Genomic DNA, 15,487 nt, shown 5'->3' on the forward strand with positions numbered 1-15,487 from the left:
GCCCTGCAGTTTAAGTTATGCGTGAATACCTTTGCGTTTCCGCATGGATTCTTCACCATCAATAAACATGGTGTATGAATCATGTTATGCCAAGTTACAGGTTATGCAAAGTTGAGCGCAAAATGCCTATAATTGCATAAGATTCGGCAAAACACTTTTCATAAATATGCGTTACCATAATCGTATATTTTTACGAGGAGGTAACCATAAATGATTACGAAAGACTTGGAGATTCTGATTCCTGAATTTCTTTCCCGTCTGGAAAAGGACGGCCACAGCGAGGAGGTGAAAGCTACAAATCATTGGGTAACACATCATTTTCAAAGCTATTGTCTGTATAATGGTATTGAAATAATCACGATGGAGACAATTACGGATTTCCTGAAGGTACAATATGACATTGACCTTTACAAGCCAATCAGTGCTAGTCAGATTGCCATACGAAGGCCACTCTTGATCTTTTGGGAGTATAGTTTAACCGGCACATACCAAAAGAGCCATTTGTATGAGAAAAGCGAGGTCCCTCTTCCTTTCCACCAATTCTACCTTAAATACTGTGCACACATTAATTCCCTTGCCTTAAATGTCAATACAAAAACTGGGAAAGCACGGTTTGCAAAACAATTTCTTGCTTTTCTTAGCAGTAGTGGGGTAGATGACATATCAAGCATTACCAAGGAACACGTTTATCGATATCTTGACTCGAATAAGAATTATACCTACACAACTAAACGTACCGCATTGTACCATATTCGGGGAATGCTTGACTGGATGTATGACAGTAAAATCATTTCATTTAGCGGTCACGAGACTTTTCCAACGATACGCGCATCTAGAAGCAGGTTTATCCCGTCTTGTTACACAGACGAGGAAATCAAAAGAATACTGAATAGTGTCGATGTTAGTACATCAATTGGTAAGCATGATTATCTGATATTAAGCCTGCTAATCTATTATGGCATGCGCGTAGGCGATATTATCGATCTAAAATACGAGAACATTGACTGGACAAACAGTATCATTAAGATTGTGCAACAAAAAACCGGTAAGCCTCTGACGCTTCCTTTAATTGACGAGGTGAAATATCCGTTGATTGATTATCTAAAAAACTCGCGCGCCTCGGTTGATGATGAACACATTTTAGTGACCTTGTGTGCGCCTTTTACGTGCTATGCGAGACACCAAAGCTTTCAGAGAATCGTCATCAAATATATGGACAAGGCCGGAGTGGATTATTCTGGTAAGCATCACGGGACTCATGCCCTCCGGCATAGTTTGGCAAACAGTATGCTAAATAAAAATATACCTATTAGCGCGATATCCGGGATATTGGGACATGGTAGCATAGAAACAACAGATACATACCTGTCGCTTGATGAGAAGGATTTCAGTGCAATATCGTTGGAGGTGCCCAATGTATCCAATTCCTGAATTTAAGGGGCCATTCCGCGAGTTGATACCTGAATTCATCATGTACAAGAGAGCTTTAGGATACAACTATGGTAAGAACATAGTCTACAGATTGGCAGAAATGAACCGCTTCTTCATTGAAAATGGTATCAGCGAAATAGCCATTCCAAAATCTGTTTTTGATCGTTGGATAAGCCTTAAGAATAATGAAACCGCGTCAAATCAGGAAAAAAGATATATGGCAATACATGGCTTTGCCAAGTTTCTGATACAAAATGGATATCGCAATATCTATGACTCCGAAAATCCAGTTTGCAAACGTGATGATTTTGTTCCCTATATATATTCCCAAGAAGAAATCAGTAAGCTTTTCCAAGCCGCTGACAACTTTAAGACAGTACATACGGCGTATGCGTATAATCATGGTGCTATGTTGCCGGTTCTATTGCGGTTGCTGTATAGTACCGGGATGCGGATCTCTGAAGCATTGGCATTGAAGATCAAGGATATTGATTGGAAAAGCGGCAACCTGTATATCTGGAATAGCAAAAACCATGTAAGCCGAATGATCTGTGTCTCTGCAACGATGAAGCAGATTCTGGAAAAATATCGAAACACGATAACATTTGTCTCAGACGTGGATTATCTGTTTCATGGGTATGACGGCAGACCTTATCCCTACGAAACTGTCAATCATATATTTCGCCAAGTACTTGTGAGAGCCGGAATTGCTCCGAGAGCATCCGGGAAATATCCACGTATTCATGATCTGCGCCATGTTATGGCCATACGGGCTCTGGAACAAATGGAGCAAAAGGGGTATGATCTATATTCATCCCTCCCCCTGTTGAGTAAATATCTCGGTCACAAAACTATTATTGAAACGGAATACTATATCCGCCTTACCCAAAGTAGTTTTTCAAGGATAACCGCTGCGGCAGACAGTTATTCACCTGATCTATTCCCGCGATTGGATGGTGATCATTATGAATAGTAGCTTTGGAATGCATCTAACCGAATATTTTGGAATCTACCTACCACGGCAGAGGGGTGTTTCCAAAAATACGATAAAATCTTACCGCGATACATTTGTTCAGCTGATTGAATACATCACAAATACATTCAACATATCCTGCAACAAACTAACTTTAGAAGATTTTTCAGCAAAAAGAATTACTGGTTTTCTGGATCATCTTGAAACGGATAGGCACCTTTCGGCATCATCAAGGAATCAGCGGCTGGCGGCAATTCACTCATTTTTCAAATATCTTCAAAAGCACGACCTTGCCCACTTTGAATTGTGCTCCGCTATACTGTCTGTTGAGTTCAAGAAAGCTCCGGTGCCAATTATCAGCTATTTGAGTATTAAAGAAATACGGTTTTTGTTCTCTTTGCCGGATACATATGACAAACATGAATTTAGGGACTTGGCACTTCTATCTCTTTTGTATGAAACTGGCGCAAGAGTACAGGAACTAATAGATTTACGGATTGAAGACCTAAACCTTAGATCTAACCCGACCGTAACGCTGCACGGGAAAGGCAGCAAATCACGAATGGTGCCCCTCGGCCATGATGTAGTGCTGATTTTGAAGAAATACTTGAGCGACAATCAGGTTTCCGGTTTAGAGACGCCTGTTTTTTCAAACAAGCAACACAAAAAGCTTACTAGAGCCGGCGTTCAGTATATCATTGACAAGTATGTTACCCGGGGACGTGCTGCAAACAGCAATATGTTCCATGGACATATCACAAATCATTCATTTCGTCACAGTAAAAGCATGCATTTAGTGGAGGCAGGGGTCAACTTGGTATATATCCGCGATTTTCTTGGGCATACATCAGTGACAACAACTGAAATCTATGGAAAAGCAAATGCTGAATTGAAGAGAAAGGCAATCGAAAAACATGGCACAGAGCTAAAAGTAAAATCAGTATACACCCCAAAAGAAAAAGATGTTCTCCTTATTTGGCTAAGAGGCAACATTTAATCCAGCAATTATGCAAAGTTGAGTCTGCTATACCATGCAACATCAAGGCATTTTGCGCTCAACTTTGCATAACCTGTAACTTGGCATAACACGATTTATGAAAAGCTTTTCATAAATCATGCACGATTCGATCAAGAATGGCGTCAGCTAATGTGCCTTCACCGATATTTCCATACCATCCAGCCGGCGAAGACTGTGAACTAAAAATGGTTGATGCTGTCTTGTGCCTTGATTCAATAATCTCCAGGAGATCCCGGGATTCGCTGTTGTTCAAGGGAGTCAGAAGCCATTCATCCAGGATTAAAAGGCTGACTTTTTTGTATTGCTTGATAACATTCTTGAAGGCACCTTCCCCGCGGGCTATGGCAAGTTCGTTGAGCAGTTCGGGGAGACGGATGTATTTAACCGAATAGAAATTACGGCAAGCCGCCATACCGAAGGCGCAAGCCATATAGGTTTTGCCGGCGCCAGACGCCCCCATTATGATAATGTTATGCTTCTCCTGTATGTAGTTACAGGTGGCAAGACGGGTGATTTGCACAGCATCCAGTTTCCGGTCAGCATGGTATTCAATATCTTCGATACAAGCATTGCTTTGGTCTAGATCCGCTTTGCGGATGAGCCGGGATAAACGATTGTTCTTGCGCCGGCTCCATTCGATATCGATCATGAGCCCAAAGCGTTCTTCAAAAGAAAGCGCCGCAAAGGAAGCGGCATCCTGCAACTGGTTCCGGTAGGCATCGGCCATGGCAGTAAGGCGCATTTCATTTAACTTGTTAATCGTCGTTGCATTTACCATTATGAATTCCTCCCATAGTAGTCTGCGCCTCTGGTAAAACCGTGGACAGCAGCATCATTATTGCTTGAAAGTGGCGTTTGTGCTGCAGCTTTATCCTGGCCCGTCGTAAGAATTGTTTTGATGTTTCGGTAGTTGGGGCTGGGGGTGTAGGATAAAGCTCTACTGCAGGCGGCTTCCAGCCTGGTGACAGAATACTTGTCCGCCAGTTTCAGAAGCGACATACAGCTCCGGTATCCCTGCTGTTCAACCTTATGTGAGGAAAGCACTGCTTTGACAACGATAGTCGTGCTTGGCCCGATATTTTCAGCCCAGGAGATAAACCTGTCGGCATTCCATTGAGTATATTTCTGATGATCTTCCGGCATATGTTCGGGAATGGTGCTGTATTGTCCCGGACGGCCATGGAGCCTTGGATGTGAACAAATGCGAAGATTTTTGTAAAAGACCTCGATCACGCCCTTGGTAACCCGTACATCAACTTTGTGTTTGATATATTCATAAGGAACGCTGTACTGCATCTTATCAACGGATATGTGATAATTGAACTGTACGGTGGCGATTTTCCAGGTGGCCAGCTCGTACGGGGCAGCAGGCAGCGGCAACAGCATGGGCTTTTCTTCCTCCAGGAAGACGCTGCGCCTGCTTCCTTCTTTCTTTTGGAAAGGCTTGTTGTTAAACTCATGAAGCTTTTCCCTGATGGCCTGATTAAGCTCGGTGAGGCTGAAAAACTTTTGATGCCGTAAAGCGGCAATGATCCAGGTAGAGACGATCCCAACCGTACCTTCTGCATTCGGTTTGTCTTTGGGTTTCCTTACCCGGGCCGGGATTACCGCCGTACCATAGTGTTCCGCCATCTCCTGATAAACCTTGTTGAGTATCGGGGAATCCCAGGAAGCTTTATCTACACCGGTTTTAAGATTATCCGGGATCAAAATTCGGGTAACGCCGCCAAAGAACTGGTACATATGAACATGGGCTGTTATCCATGCTTCTTGGTTTCGGGATAAAAACGCCTCAACATAGGCATATTGACTGCTGGATAATACCCCTACAAATACGTAGGCATCAATGATTTCACCTGTATCGCTGTCTACCAGGGAAGCAGTTTTGCCAGCCCAATCAACTTCCAACTGCTCACCTGGTTTACGATGAATGTGCATGGTTGCTTTGGTTTTGGTGGTGTACTGCTGATAATGATAACAGAACTGGGAATACTGCAATGGAATCTCCTGATTTAAGCGGCATTTCTCGCAGTATTCGTTCCAGAGCAAACTCAGCGTCACGCCACTCTTGGCCATTTCTTTGTGGATGTAATCATAATTAGGTCGTTTTCTGGATAAGGGTGTGTTGGCCTCATGGAAAAATATCTGCTGCAGTTCAATGTCCGAAATCCCTTCTTTTAAAGGCCAAAACACATTAAGTTCCTGAGCTCGTTTGAGTACTTTAGCAACGGTGTTTCGCGAGCAGGCGCAGCTAGCAGCGATACTGCGCCCGCTGATCCCTAAGCTGTGAAGCCGCAGGATCTCTCGATAATTGGTCATTTAATGACCTCCTTGTAGAAAGATTTACACTATCTCATTGGTAGTGCATATATGGATTCTACAAGAAGAATCATCAACTGGCTCTCTAGCCGGAAACGTGGCTCATTTTCATCGGACTGGTGGCTCTCACTTTCCGGAACAATGGCTCATTTTGACCCGGATTATTCACATGGACCTCGAAGTATTTTGTCGTAGATCCTGGCATGCTCCGGCTTCCTTTCGCCGTTTTGAAGCTCTTCCTGAAGCTGGAGAAGTTGAGTAGTGAGCCGGCGTTCGTGCTCAGCGGCAGACGGAGCGACATGGTATATGACCGCGACACAATCCTTGGGGAGCTTGTATGTGTTCCCCGCAATTATTGCGCTTATATAAACACCACTTTGCTTGGTATTATAAATATGCCTTTATTCTAAGCTTTTGCTTTTCTGTATCGCTCTCATCCTTCTCAAATATTGTTGAGTATACCCCATTAATCAAATTATCCTTAATGCTAATAGCTTCTGTGTAGTTTGCATTATAAGCATCAATAATTAAGTCATCACAATCAACAAAAAAGTCTTCATAATCATCGGAATAAAATGCAATAATTGTATAAACATCGTTATTATCGACTTTGAACATTTTCTTAACTAACTGGCTGAATTTAGTTTGATATTCACTTGGATGTTTTATATTCACTTCTTCATCAACATTAAGTCGAGTACTGGTAAAAAATGATATATAGTTCGAATACTTATTTTGGATTTTACTGGAAATATCGCTTAGGTTTAAATAATTTAGAAAGCATATAATATTAGTTGCAATCGCACCAATAATATTTCTATATGTAAAATTTTCCTTTGCCGGAGAATTGGTTGCACTTTCAATGGATTGATACCAGAATTTAACGGCATTATCAACTTCACCTTTGTAAGCAGATAAGTTGCCAAGTTGGCTTAAACAAATCATTTTTGTAAAATTTAATCTTTTATCCTTGCTACTTTTCAGTGATACTATGTATGATAAGCTCTCCTCCATCAAACTAATATATTGCAGCAAATCCCCATAGGTTTTGATTCTATTCATATACTGAATTTCCTCGAAAAGTTTTGAGATAAGCTTTACCCTTAATCTTAGATTTTTAGGATCATTTATCATTGCTTCGTAAATATAATAGGTTTCATCATCCTCCTCAAAATACTGACCAGCACTTTTGTTGTTTACCGAGCCGATTGTACCATTAATAGGCTTAAATGTATTCACAGCATCTGGATCACTTTTTAATAAATCGTAATACGCTTTCACAAGCTCAAATTGTTGTTCAAACATTACAAATAAATCGTCGTTAACCCTAACAATTAGCATTTCTCCATCATCAGTATACTGTATAAATTCATAACTTGTTTCTCGAACAACACATCTATTAATATATTGCGGTTCGTCATCTTCATAAATAGTTACATCGTATCCGTTCCCGAATACCTCCAGCGTTGCAATAAGCGTTTGCTCTTTTTCACTGTCATGATAGTAAACTTTACCGATTTCAATATGTTCCTTTTGGTTTTCCCGCTCATAATTTAATGAATCCATCTCCCCCACCCCTATACTATTATCTTGCCACCAGAATTTTTGACCCTCCCGGTTTCAATAAGATATTCACACGCTTTTTGCATAGCATTTGATATATTGCCGCCTGTTCTATTAAATCCAAAAACACGGGCAGTTGACACATAGAGATCTTCTTGAGTTATACCAATGCTCTTGTTTGCAATTTGAAACATCGCTTCAGCAAGTTCATCGATGCTTAAGTAATTAATCTTGCGCCCAGTATCACATGCTTGTGGAATACGAACCGGAACTTTGTTAGTACCTTTTAACCAGCAAAAGTCACCCCTACGTTCAACAGAATTGTTGAGCTTATTGTTTATCACAAACTCCGCAGAATTTCTTACTTTTACAGTTGCTTTTTGGTTTCCAAATAAAGGGGCAATTCTCTTACAAAGAAGTTCAAAATGTATAGGGTATTCCTTTTGAACTACGTGGTTAATTGCTTTGGCAAGATATATAGCATCATCCGGATGCCTATCAATTTCATATACAGTTGTTTCTTCATAATAATCAAACCCATACGGATTATCGTCTATATCTTCATCACCGCTTGATTGCTCAACAGAAGCATCTATAGTTAAAAACTCTTCCTGAGAAATAATGATTTCCTGATTATCGTTATGGTTCTCAAAAAAGAAATCGTCGCTCATATATTGGGATATGGCTTTCTCAACTGTTTCAAGAAGCTTCTGCCCTTCAGTTATGGGGTCTTTTATCCAGTCTGTTGACCAAATTCTGTATATTCTCCATCCAATGTCCTCAAGCACAGTTTGCCTCAACCTATCACGTTCTCTTGCGGTTCTGGCCGAATGATATGTTGCACCATCACACTCTATACCAAGTACAAATCTATTATCAAGCGTGGGATGTTTTACTGCTAAATCTATACGGTATCCAGAACAACCAACTTGGGTTACAACCTTATAGTTGTGTTTAACAAGAAAATCATATACTGACTCTTCAAATGGAGAGTCAACCTCAACAATATTTGAATAGTTTAGTTCTCTCTGCAAAACACTGGTTCCGTTGATAGCAAACTCTATGTAAGATCGTAATAGCTTAACCCCTTCGGAGTTAGTGTTTTCAAGCCTTATATCGGTTGGATGAATTGACCCTACTAATTTCACATTAAACTTTGCTCTTGTTATGGCAACGTTCAAACGCCGATAACCTCCACTTTTACTAAGTGGGCCAAAATTCATGTACATTATTCCATTGTGATCTTTAGCATATCCTATACTAAATATAATCGTATCTCTTTCGTCACCTTGCACGTTCTCAAGATTCTTAACAAAGAAGGCTTCTTCTATATCCTCTCTGAAGTAACTTTCAAACTGCTGATTCTGTAACCGAAGCTGCCGAATAGCACTTTCAACTGACTGTTGCTGTGCTTCGCTAAATGTTACAACACCTAATGACCGGTTAGGGTATTTCTTTATATGCTCAAATACTAAGTCTGCAACTTTCTTCGCTTCATTAATGTTATATTTCTTTCCTCCCCTATCGTACACACCATTTGGCACATAGATATATTCAACGCCATTGCCGGGTAGTCTATCTATATGTGAAGGAAAAGTAATCAGATTGTAGTTGTATATTTTTGCATTTGAAAAAGCAATTAATTCCTCGTGACGACTTCTGTAGTGCCACTTCAATGTTCGTTCAGGCAATACTGTAACAGCTTCATCGAGAATGGATTCATAGGCATCCGAATCATCATATTCATCTTCGTTATAATCGGCAGTATCAAAATATTTGTCGGAAGTAATTGCAGCAAAAAAACTTGTTGGAGGAAGTTGTTTGCTGTCTCCGGCTATAATAACTTGAGAACCTCTCATAATTGCGCCTATAGCATCTTCTGTACATACTTGTGAAGCTTCGTCAAAAATTATAATATCAAAATTATAATTTTCTGCTTCCAAGAATAAGCTCACTGATAATGGTGACATCATTAAGCACGGTTTTAAGGTAAGTAGTAGGTTAGGTATAGTTTTGAATAGCCTACGCAATGGCATTATTTTCTTTTGTTTATTCAACTCTCGTTTTAGTATTCCAACTTCATCAACCGCTGAAGTACCTGAATTTAAATCCGGCAATCTTGAAATGAGTATTTCTTTTACTCGTGAGCGTGCAATTGACATTTGTGTTAAATCTAGTTTATTGAACTCCCTAAGAGTGTCTTCTTGACTACGGCGACGGAATGAATTTACAGCCGGAAATTGAGGCACGAATGCATCCAGCCAAAGTCTATAGAAACGCTTCAAGAACGCATTAACGATTGAAATTTTATCTATCTTTAGTTCCTGAATTTTTTCAATAAAATCAGTCAAACCAGCATTTTGGCACTCTTCTCTACAGCTTCGAAAATCAATCCATTCTTCCAAGGAATAAATGTTGTTAAAACATTTCTCGATCCGTGTATATAGAGCAAGTAGGTCTAAGTTCAGAAATTCATCTCTATTATCGAATAAATTTATGTACCAGTTCCACTCCCATGAAATTTCACTTAAATTATTTTTAAGCTTCTGCAAGCTGTCATCTACTTTTAATATAAAGTCAGTATCATTACATATTTTTTCCACAAAAATCCGAGACAGCTTATATTTATTGTCCAGTTTTTTAAAGTCATTTGTCCATGTAAGGGATTTGATAATCATATCCCAGTCAGTGTTAATCCCGTTAAATAGGAATTGGTAATCATTTTTTAGCATCTCACTTTGTTCAGCAATTGAGTTTTCTATAATCTGAAGTCGTTCTAATTTTTTAAGATTAGACATAGTCTCATTGAGCGATATTGATTCAACGCTGTATTTTGTTATTTCCGTATATAATTCATTTATGTTCCTTAAAATCTCCAGAGTCTCCGTTATTTGGTGCTGTAATTTCGTGAGTTCAATTTCTTTACCTATCATGGATTCAGAAAATACATGATTTGTTGAGTTAAGAAAACTACTATCATTAAGTGAAGCCAATTTGCCATAGAGTGATCTTATTTCGTCACTATTTGCCTCCCATGCTAGCAATAATTCCTTAAATTCAAGAGGTATCACCGCACCATTAAAATAGGCAATTATACTGTCAAAAGCATTAATAACGTTTTCGAACTCATCCCAATTAGTATGGATTCCTTCATAATGGCTTCCAAAAAGCTGCGACATCAGAGACTCATTTTCTTGAATCCACGCTTTCTTATCACCAATTTCTTTAAGTTCGTTTAATATCGCAATTATTGTATTATCATCTATTTTGTTAAGCAAATCTTTAGCGAGAGAGCGAATTAGTTTCTTATCATCCCTATAGTTTTTCTTAAATATCTTTAATATCGAAGTGTATTCAATTTTAAATCTCTTTAACATCGCAGAGTGGTCAATCGATAATATTTCCACATCATATCTGCTGGCCACTGACTTCATATCAGCATCTAATTGCAAATGGTTATCTTTAGCTTCATTAAAAAGCCTTTTCAGAATTTTATATTTATCTGGATCAAACCATTCTTCTGTCGATTTTGGATTTAAAAGTAAGCTAGCCAACATCTTATTGAGCGAAATACTCTCTGCATAAGTTCCCGTTTGATTTATAGCCAGCTTTTGAGAAATACCCATTATTGCTGAAATTGATGTATCAAGTATTTTCTGTAAGTTTTCTAATATATCAATTGTGTCTCTTGCGGACAATACTATTTCTGAATCATTCTTGAATGTGTTTACATTTAAATATTGCTTGAGCTTATTAATAGAAACCATAAGGTCTTGCTGTATATAACCAGCAGACAATTCAAAGAAGTTTTCAGTATATTTCGCAGAAAGCTCGTCCTGGATTATTTTATATTCAGCTTGAAGATCTCGATAATTTCCTGCTCGCTCTATAAGTGGTGAAATATCTTCTTCAAAAATCCACACTGTCGGTACCTTAGGTGATTTTGAGGATAGTTCCAGTATGTCAATTAATTCAATTGCTGCATTCATTGAGGTGGTTCTATTTAAATCTAAACCATTGTTGATAGCATCATAAGTTTCAGCGAGCACTTGTATTTTTGGCGCTAACCTTTTTAGATAAGTCTCAATATCATGGCGTAGTTCATGGGATACATTAGGTACTTTGCATCCTCTCCAAGGATTCACTGAATAATCCTCAGTCATTTTCCCGAGAGTTTTTGAATACTCGGCAAGCAAGTATGTATATTTATTAAGCTTTTCAGAAGAAATGCCTTCAGCATCTTCTAGTGAAAACACAACATCAGGAGTTCCATGAAGTTTTGCCAATTTACCATTAATATCATAAATAGATTTATTTAGTGGCTGACAAATTGTATGTAACTCCGTATTATATTTATTTAATCTGTCTCTATTAATTTCGAGGGACTCAAGCTGATAAAATGCTTCATCCTGTAACTTTACCTTGTTCATAGATAGGGTTTTGCCAAGCTCATTTAAGACTTCCTTTTTATTGGCTTTATGACTATGCAACGTTAAACAAAAATCCGCAAGACCCGCTTGAGCTAATCGCTTATAAACAACCTCAAGTGCAGCCATTTTTTCTGAAACAAATAGCACTTTTTTCCCATCAGCAAGACTTTCGGCAATAATGTTTGTAATTGTTTGGCTTTTTCCTGTGCCAGGAGGCCCTTGGAGGACAAAACTAATACCCTTCTTGGAGTATAGAATGGCATCCTGTTGACTAGAATCAGCATCTACTATTTGATAAGTATCAATTGGCCTTATATTGTTGTCATGGTCATAATTATTGTATTCATCTGGTAAAGTTGCCAATTGGCTTGTCTCACCTGATAATGCCTTAAGGATAGAATGAGCTTGTATTTTTTCCTTATTCTTATCCAGGTCTTTATACATATTTATCTTTAAAAAGGATAAGAGACTCAGACCAGTTTCAAATACTACTTCCCAATGGTTTTTAAAACTAATGTCATTAATGTTTTGAAGGTATACCATAATATCGTCTTCATGACTATCAAATTCAGGCAGAATGATCCCAAAATCATTTTCCATTTTATAAATCAAAGTTGGATTAACCACAATTTCATCATCATGAAGATTAAGTTCAAATGGAGAGCTTATAGACTCCAACATAAGGGTAACCGGTACAAGTATAATAGGGGATATCATTATTTGATCTGAATCCTGGCTTTCTTTCCATTTCAAAAAGCCGAAGCACAGATACAGAATATTAATACCTTGTTCCTCTATGGCAGTTTTCGCTTTAGCTCTTAGGTTACTAAGCGTTTTCTGCTGTTCTTTGATATTCCGATCTGTCTCTATATCACCATAAGAAACAGCACCATATGACTCTTCATCATACTCATCATAATATTCATCAAGTGGTTGCGGAAAACTCAAAGCAATTTCCTTAGTAACAAGTGTTTCATAGAGATCAGCTAAATCAGGAGATATAATCTTAATGTTTGATCGTTTGGTTTCCTTGTAATTTATTAATCTATTTCTTTTGCCTAGGTCAAGCAGACGTTTTTTCCAGTTCTCAATACGAACATCGATTTCAGCCATAAATGCACTCCATTTATATTAATTTGTTGTTATTTAAACACATTTCAAATTATTACTTCAAATTATCCCCTATATTATACCTCTATAGAAGCCAGTCAGTATACAATTTATACCATATATATGATTTTATTTGCTTTTCCATATATTTGCCCATACTAAAAAGCACCTGCCTCTCAGCAGATGCTTGATTATTATGCAATAAGTGTTAATTCTTGTTTTTAAGCATTTTTTTAATTTCCTCCGGCGTATAAGCCGGTTCTTTTGAATGAACTACCAAATGGCAATTTGGACAAACAGGAATTAAATCGTTAATTGCATCTACCTCATACCCCTGGCCTATCTCATTCAAGGGTTTTAAATGGTGAACATGAATCTTTCCTTCCATCTCTTCACCATAAACCTCTCCAAAATCAAAATCACATATTTTACACACTGTTTTGCCGCTATTCAACTTTTTATAGTATTCAATACATTTGGCTCTCGCTTTAGAATTTCTTTCATAAGCATTAACAGTAATTTGCCTCTTTGCTCCTTCAAATAACTTATTTACATTTTTCTCTGGTATTTCTTCCGCTATTTGGTAATCCTTTTTCTCTTTTATTAAATTCAATAAAATGGCCAAGCAGTTAATATTTATTAATTGTCTTGCTTGGCTAAATTTTTTAAATTCATGATCAATTATTTTTAATTCACATGGCATTATCGGATCAAAAACCTGAATGCTATTTCTATCTAGAGATAAAGACTCATCATAAATTCCATCATATGGTTTTTTGTATTTTATTACCTTTATGAGCTTGGCACAAGCAATCACCCTATTATCATACTGAAAAAGAAGTAGTGTATTTTTAGCACAGTAGATTCCGCCAGTTCTCAGATAAAATAAGCAATCATATCTATTTTTCAAATCTCTCATAAAAAACTCTTGCTGCACAATTTCGATAGATTGATTATTAAATTCTAATGATTTGCTCATAGGGATTATTCTAATTTCAGGAATGCTTTCAACTATATTATTAAGATTTAACTTGCCTTCAGAAATCAACTCTTCAATTGCTTCTTTAAGTTCTGGGCGCAATATATAAAACCACTTTCCATCGCCTTTAGATGCGCCCAAATATGGAATAGTCCACCACCTGTTACCACCTTTATTATTTCGTGGTGGTTTTATATCCAAATAAGCACATATTCTTCTAGAAAAGCTAGTATTCCCGGATGAAATAACACGATAGTCTCTTTCCCCAAGAATTGTTGCTATTTCAGTTGCAGTTGACATACATTGTGGACTTTTAAAAACGGTAAGAACAGTTTTTAAATCAAGCTCACTAGTTATTTCCTTATTTTGCAATATGTCTTTCCAACGTGCTTTGGAAATTTGTGATTCATCTTTAAATTCTATATTTTCATAGCTTTCTTTTGTAACCATAAAAATGACTCCTATTATTTAGATACCCTATAACAGATAATATTCTGCATTTTTGAATTGGAATCCTCTTGCTTACAACAAGAAAATATATGTAGCTATTTTGGTATCCACCTGTCAACCCATATTAAAAAGCACCTGCATTAAAATAGTCAGCAGATGCCTTTAAATATAAACGAATGATTCGGCTTTACTTATTCATCCCAACCTCAACCGTAACCTTCTTACCCTTTTCCCCGATATAATCCTTGTGATATAGCAGTACACAGCACTCCACGTGCCCCGTCCAGGGGAACATATCCAGAGGCTGGATCTCTTTAATTTGGTAACCGGCCTGGGAGAATTGGGCTAGATCCCGGGCCAGTGTCGATGGTTCGCAAGAAACGTAGACAACGCGCGGTATCTTGAGGCGGGCCACTGCTTGAACCACAACGGGGCTGCAACCGCTGCGGGGAGGATCAAGGATAACGGCGTCAAAGCGGTTGGTCAAGGTAGGCAGGACCTCTTCGGTCAACCCGGCCAGGAAGCGGGTATTCCCTAGGCCGTTCAGGCGGGCATTGGCCTTGGCGTCCTTGACCGCCGGCTTGAAGACCTCTATGCCCATCACTTTGCGAACCAGCGGGGCCAGGGTCAAAGCCAGTGAGCCCACTCCGCAATAGGCGTCCAGAATCATCTCGTTGCCCTGCAGGTCAAGCCATTCTTTTATAATCCCTAACAACTGTTCAGTCTGACCCCGGTTAACCTGAAAGAAGGCCTGCGGCGATATATTGAAACGGGTATCATCCAGATGCTCCCGCAGATAAGGTTGGCCTGATATTGCGGTAAAAGCCTGCGGCTCACTATGGATTATGGACAGATTTTGGCCATTTTGGGTATCGGCCAGTTTACGAGCTGTGCCCTCTTTTAGCCCCGACAGAATAGCCATCATTCCTTGGTCATACGAAGATTCCCTCACGATCAGTTCTACAGGCGGCAAGGGCTGCGGGAGTCTCTCCAACTGTTCGGTAAAGCGATTGCTTAACTCCTGCATGGCCTCACTGATCAACAGGCAATCGCGGATCCCGATAATATCATGGGTATTGTTGCGGTAATAACCCATACGCCAACCATCCCGGCCTGGCGCCCCGTGCCAGGTGACTTTATTGCGGTAGCGCCAGGTCTGCGGAGACGGCAGGCAGGGCTTGACTGGTGCTTCGATCTTCCCCACCCTCTGCAGC

At 39.0% G+C, this 15,487-nt stretch carries 9 protein-coding genes; 3 read left to right on the forward strand and 6 right to left on the reverse strand.

Annotated features, from left to right (window positions below):
* The first annotated feature begins 210 nt into the window (after positions 1 to 210).
* From B2633_RS10100 to B2633_RS10110, 3 genes are read left to right on the forward strand one after another with little or no spacing between them, the layout of a single operon-like run.
* Positions 211 to 1,431 carry a site-specific integrase gene (locus tag B2633_RS10100; protein ID WP_483170515.1) on the forward strand — a complete coding sequence of 407 codons (1,221 nt, stop codon included), beginning with the start codon at positions 211 to 213 and terminating at the stop codon, positions 1,429 to 1,431.
* Complete coding sequence (locus tag B2633_RS10105) at positions 1,415 to 2,404, forward strand: tyrosine-type recombinase/integrase (protein ID WP_483170516.1); 990 nt, start codon at positions 1,415 to 1,417, stop codon at positions 2,402 to 2,404. Before B2633_RS10100 ends, B2633_RS10105 begins: the two co-directional genes overlap by 17 nt.
* The gene (locus B2633_RS10110) at positions 2,397 to 3,401 is read left to right on the forward strand and encodes a tyrosine-type recombinase/integrase (RefSeq protein ID WP_483170518.1); all 1,005 of its coding nucleotides are present in this window, start codon (positions 2,397 to 2,399) and stop codon (positions 3,399 to 3,401) included. Before B2633_RS10105 ends, B2633_RS10110 begins: the two co-directional genes overlap by 8 nt.
* Positions 3,402 to 3,510: 109 nt before the next feature.
* Here B2633_RS10110 and istB read toward each other — a convergent pair whose 3' ends face one another.
* The 6 genes from istB to rlmD form a co-directional block, all read right to left on the reverse strand.
* Positions 3,511 to 4,200 (reverse strand): IS21-like element helper ATPase IstB, encoded by a 690-nt coding sequence (gene istB, locus B2633_RS10115; protein WP_483170519.1) that lies wholly within the window; start codon positions 4,198 to 4,200, stop codon positions 3,511 to 3,513.
* Positions 4,200 to 5,741 (reverse strand): IS21 family transposase, encoded by a 1,542-nt coding sequence (istA, locus tag B2633_RS10120; RefSeq protein ID WP_483170521.1) that lies wholly within the window; start codon positions 5,739 to 5,741, stop codon positions 4,200 to 4,202. Before istA ends, istB begins: the two co-directional genes overlap by 1 nt.
* A 387-nt stretch (positions 5,742 to 6,128) precedes the next feature.
* A complete protein-coding gene (locus tag B2633_RS10125; protein ID WP_483170522.1) occupies positions 6,129 to 7,307 on the reverse strand; it encodes a hypothetical protein in 1,179 nt (392 codons plus the stop codon).
* Positions 7,308 to 7,318: 11 nt separating this feature from the next.
* Positions 7,319 to 12,847, reverse strand: a complete 5,529-nt coding sequence (locus B2633_RS10130; RefSeq protein WP_483170523.1) for a DUF4011 domain-containing protein — start codon at positions 12,845 to 12,847, stop codon at positions 7,319 to 7,321.
* 205 nt (positions 12,848 to 13,052) lie between these two features.
* Positions 13,053 to 14,273: an HNH endonuclease gene (locus tag B2633_RS10135; protein WP_483170524.1), complete on the reverse strand. Its 1,221-nt coding sequence runs from the start codon at positions 14,271 to 14,273 to the stop codon at positions 13,053 to 13,055.
* A 187-nt stretch (positions 14,274 to 14,460) separates the two neighbouring features.
* Positions 14,461 to 15,487: 23S rRNA (uracil(1939)-C(5))-methyltransferase RlmD (rlmD, locus tag B2633_RS10140; protein WP_483170525.1), on the reverse strand; the 1,027-nt coding region annotated here is incomplete at its 5' end.

The sequence above is a fragment of the Syntrophomonas sp. UBA1041 genome (genome assembly GCF_002316705.1).
GTDB lineage: Bacteria > Bacillota > Syntrophomonadia > Syntrophomonadales > Syntrophomonadaceae > DTU019.

Excerpts from the sequence above, each read along its gene's own strand:
- B2633_RS10100 (WP_483170515.1), top strand. The coding sequence starts at position 211 with ATGATTACGAAAGACTTGGAGATTCTGATTCCTGAATTTCTTTCCCGT.
- B2633_RS10105 (WP_483170516.1), top strand. The coding sequence starts at position 1,415 with ATGTATCCAATTCCTGAATTTAAGGGGCCATTCCGCGAGTTGATACCT.
- B2633_RS10110 (WP_483170518.1), top strand. The coding sequence starts at position 2,397 with ATGAATAGTAGCTTTGGAATGCATCTAACCGAATATTTTGGAATCTAC.
- istB (WP_483170519.1), bottom strand. The coding sequence starts at position 4,200 with ATGGTAAATGCAACGACGATTAACAAGTTAAATGAAATGCGCCTTACT.
- istA (WP_483170521.1), bottom strand. The coding sequence starts at position 5,741 with ATGACCAATTATCGAGAGATCCTGCGGCTTCACAGCTTAGGGATCAGC.
- B2633_RS10125 (WP_483170522.1), bottom strand. The coding sequence starts at position 7,307 with ATGGATTCATTAAATTATGAGCGGGAAAACCAAAAGGAACATATTGAA.
- B2633_RS10130 (WP_483170523.1), bottom strand. The coding sequence starts at position 12,847 with ATGGCTGAAATCGATGTTCGTATTGAGAACTGGAAAAAACGTCTGCTT.
- B2633_RS10135 (WP_483170524.1), bottom strand. The coding sequence starts at position 14,273 with ATGGTTACAAAAGAAAGCTATGAAAATATAGAATTTAAAGATGAATCA.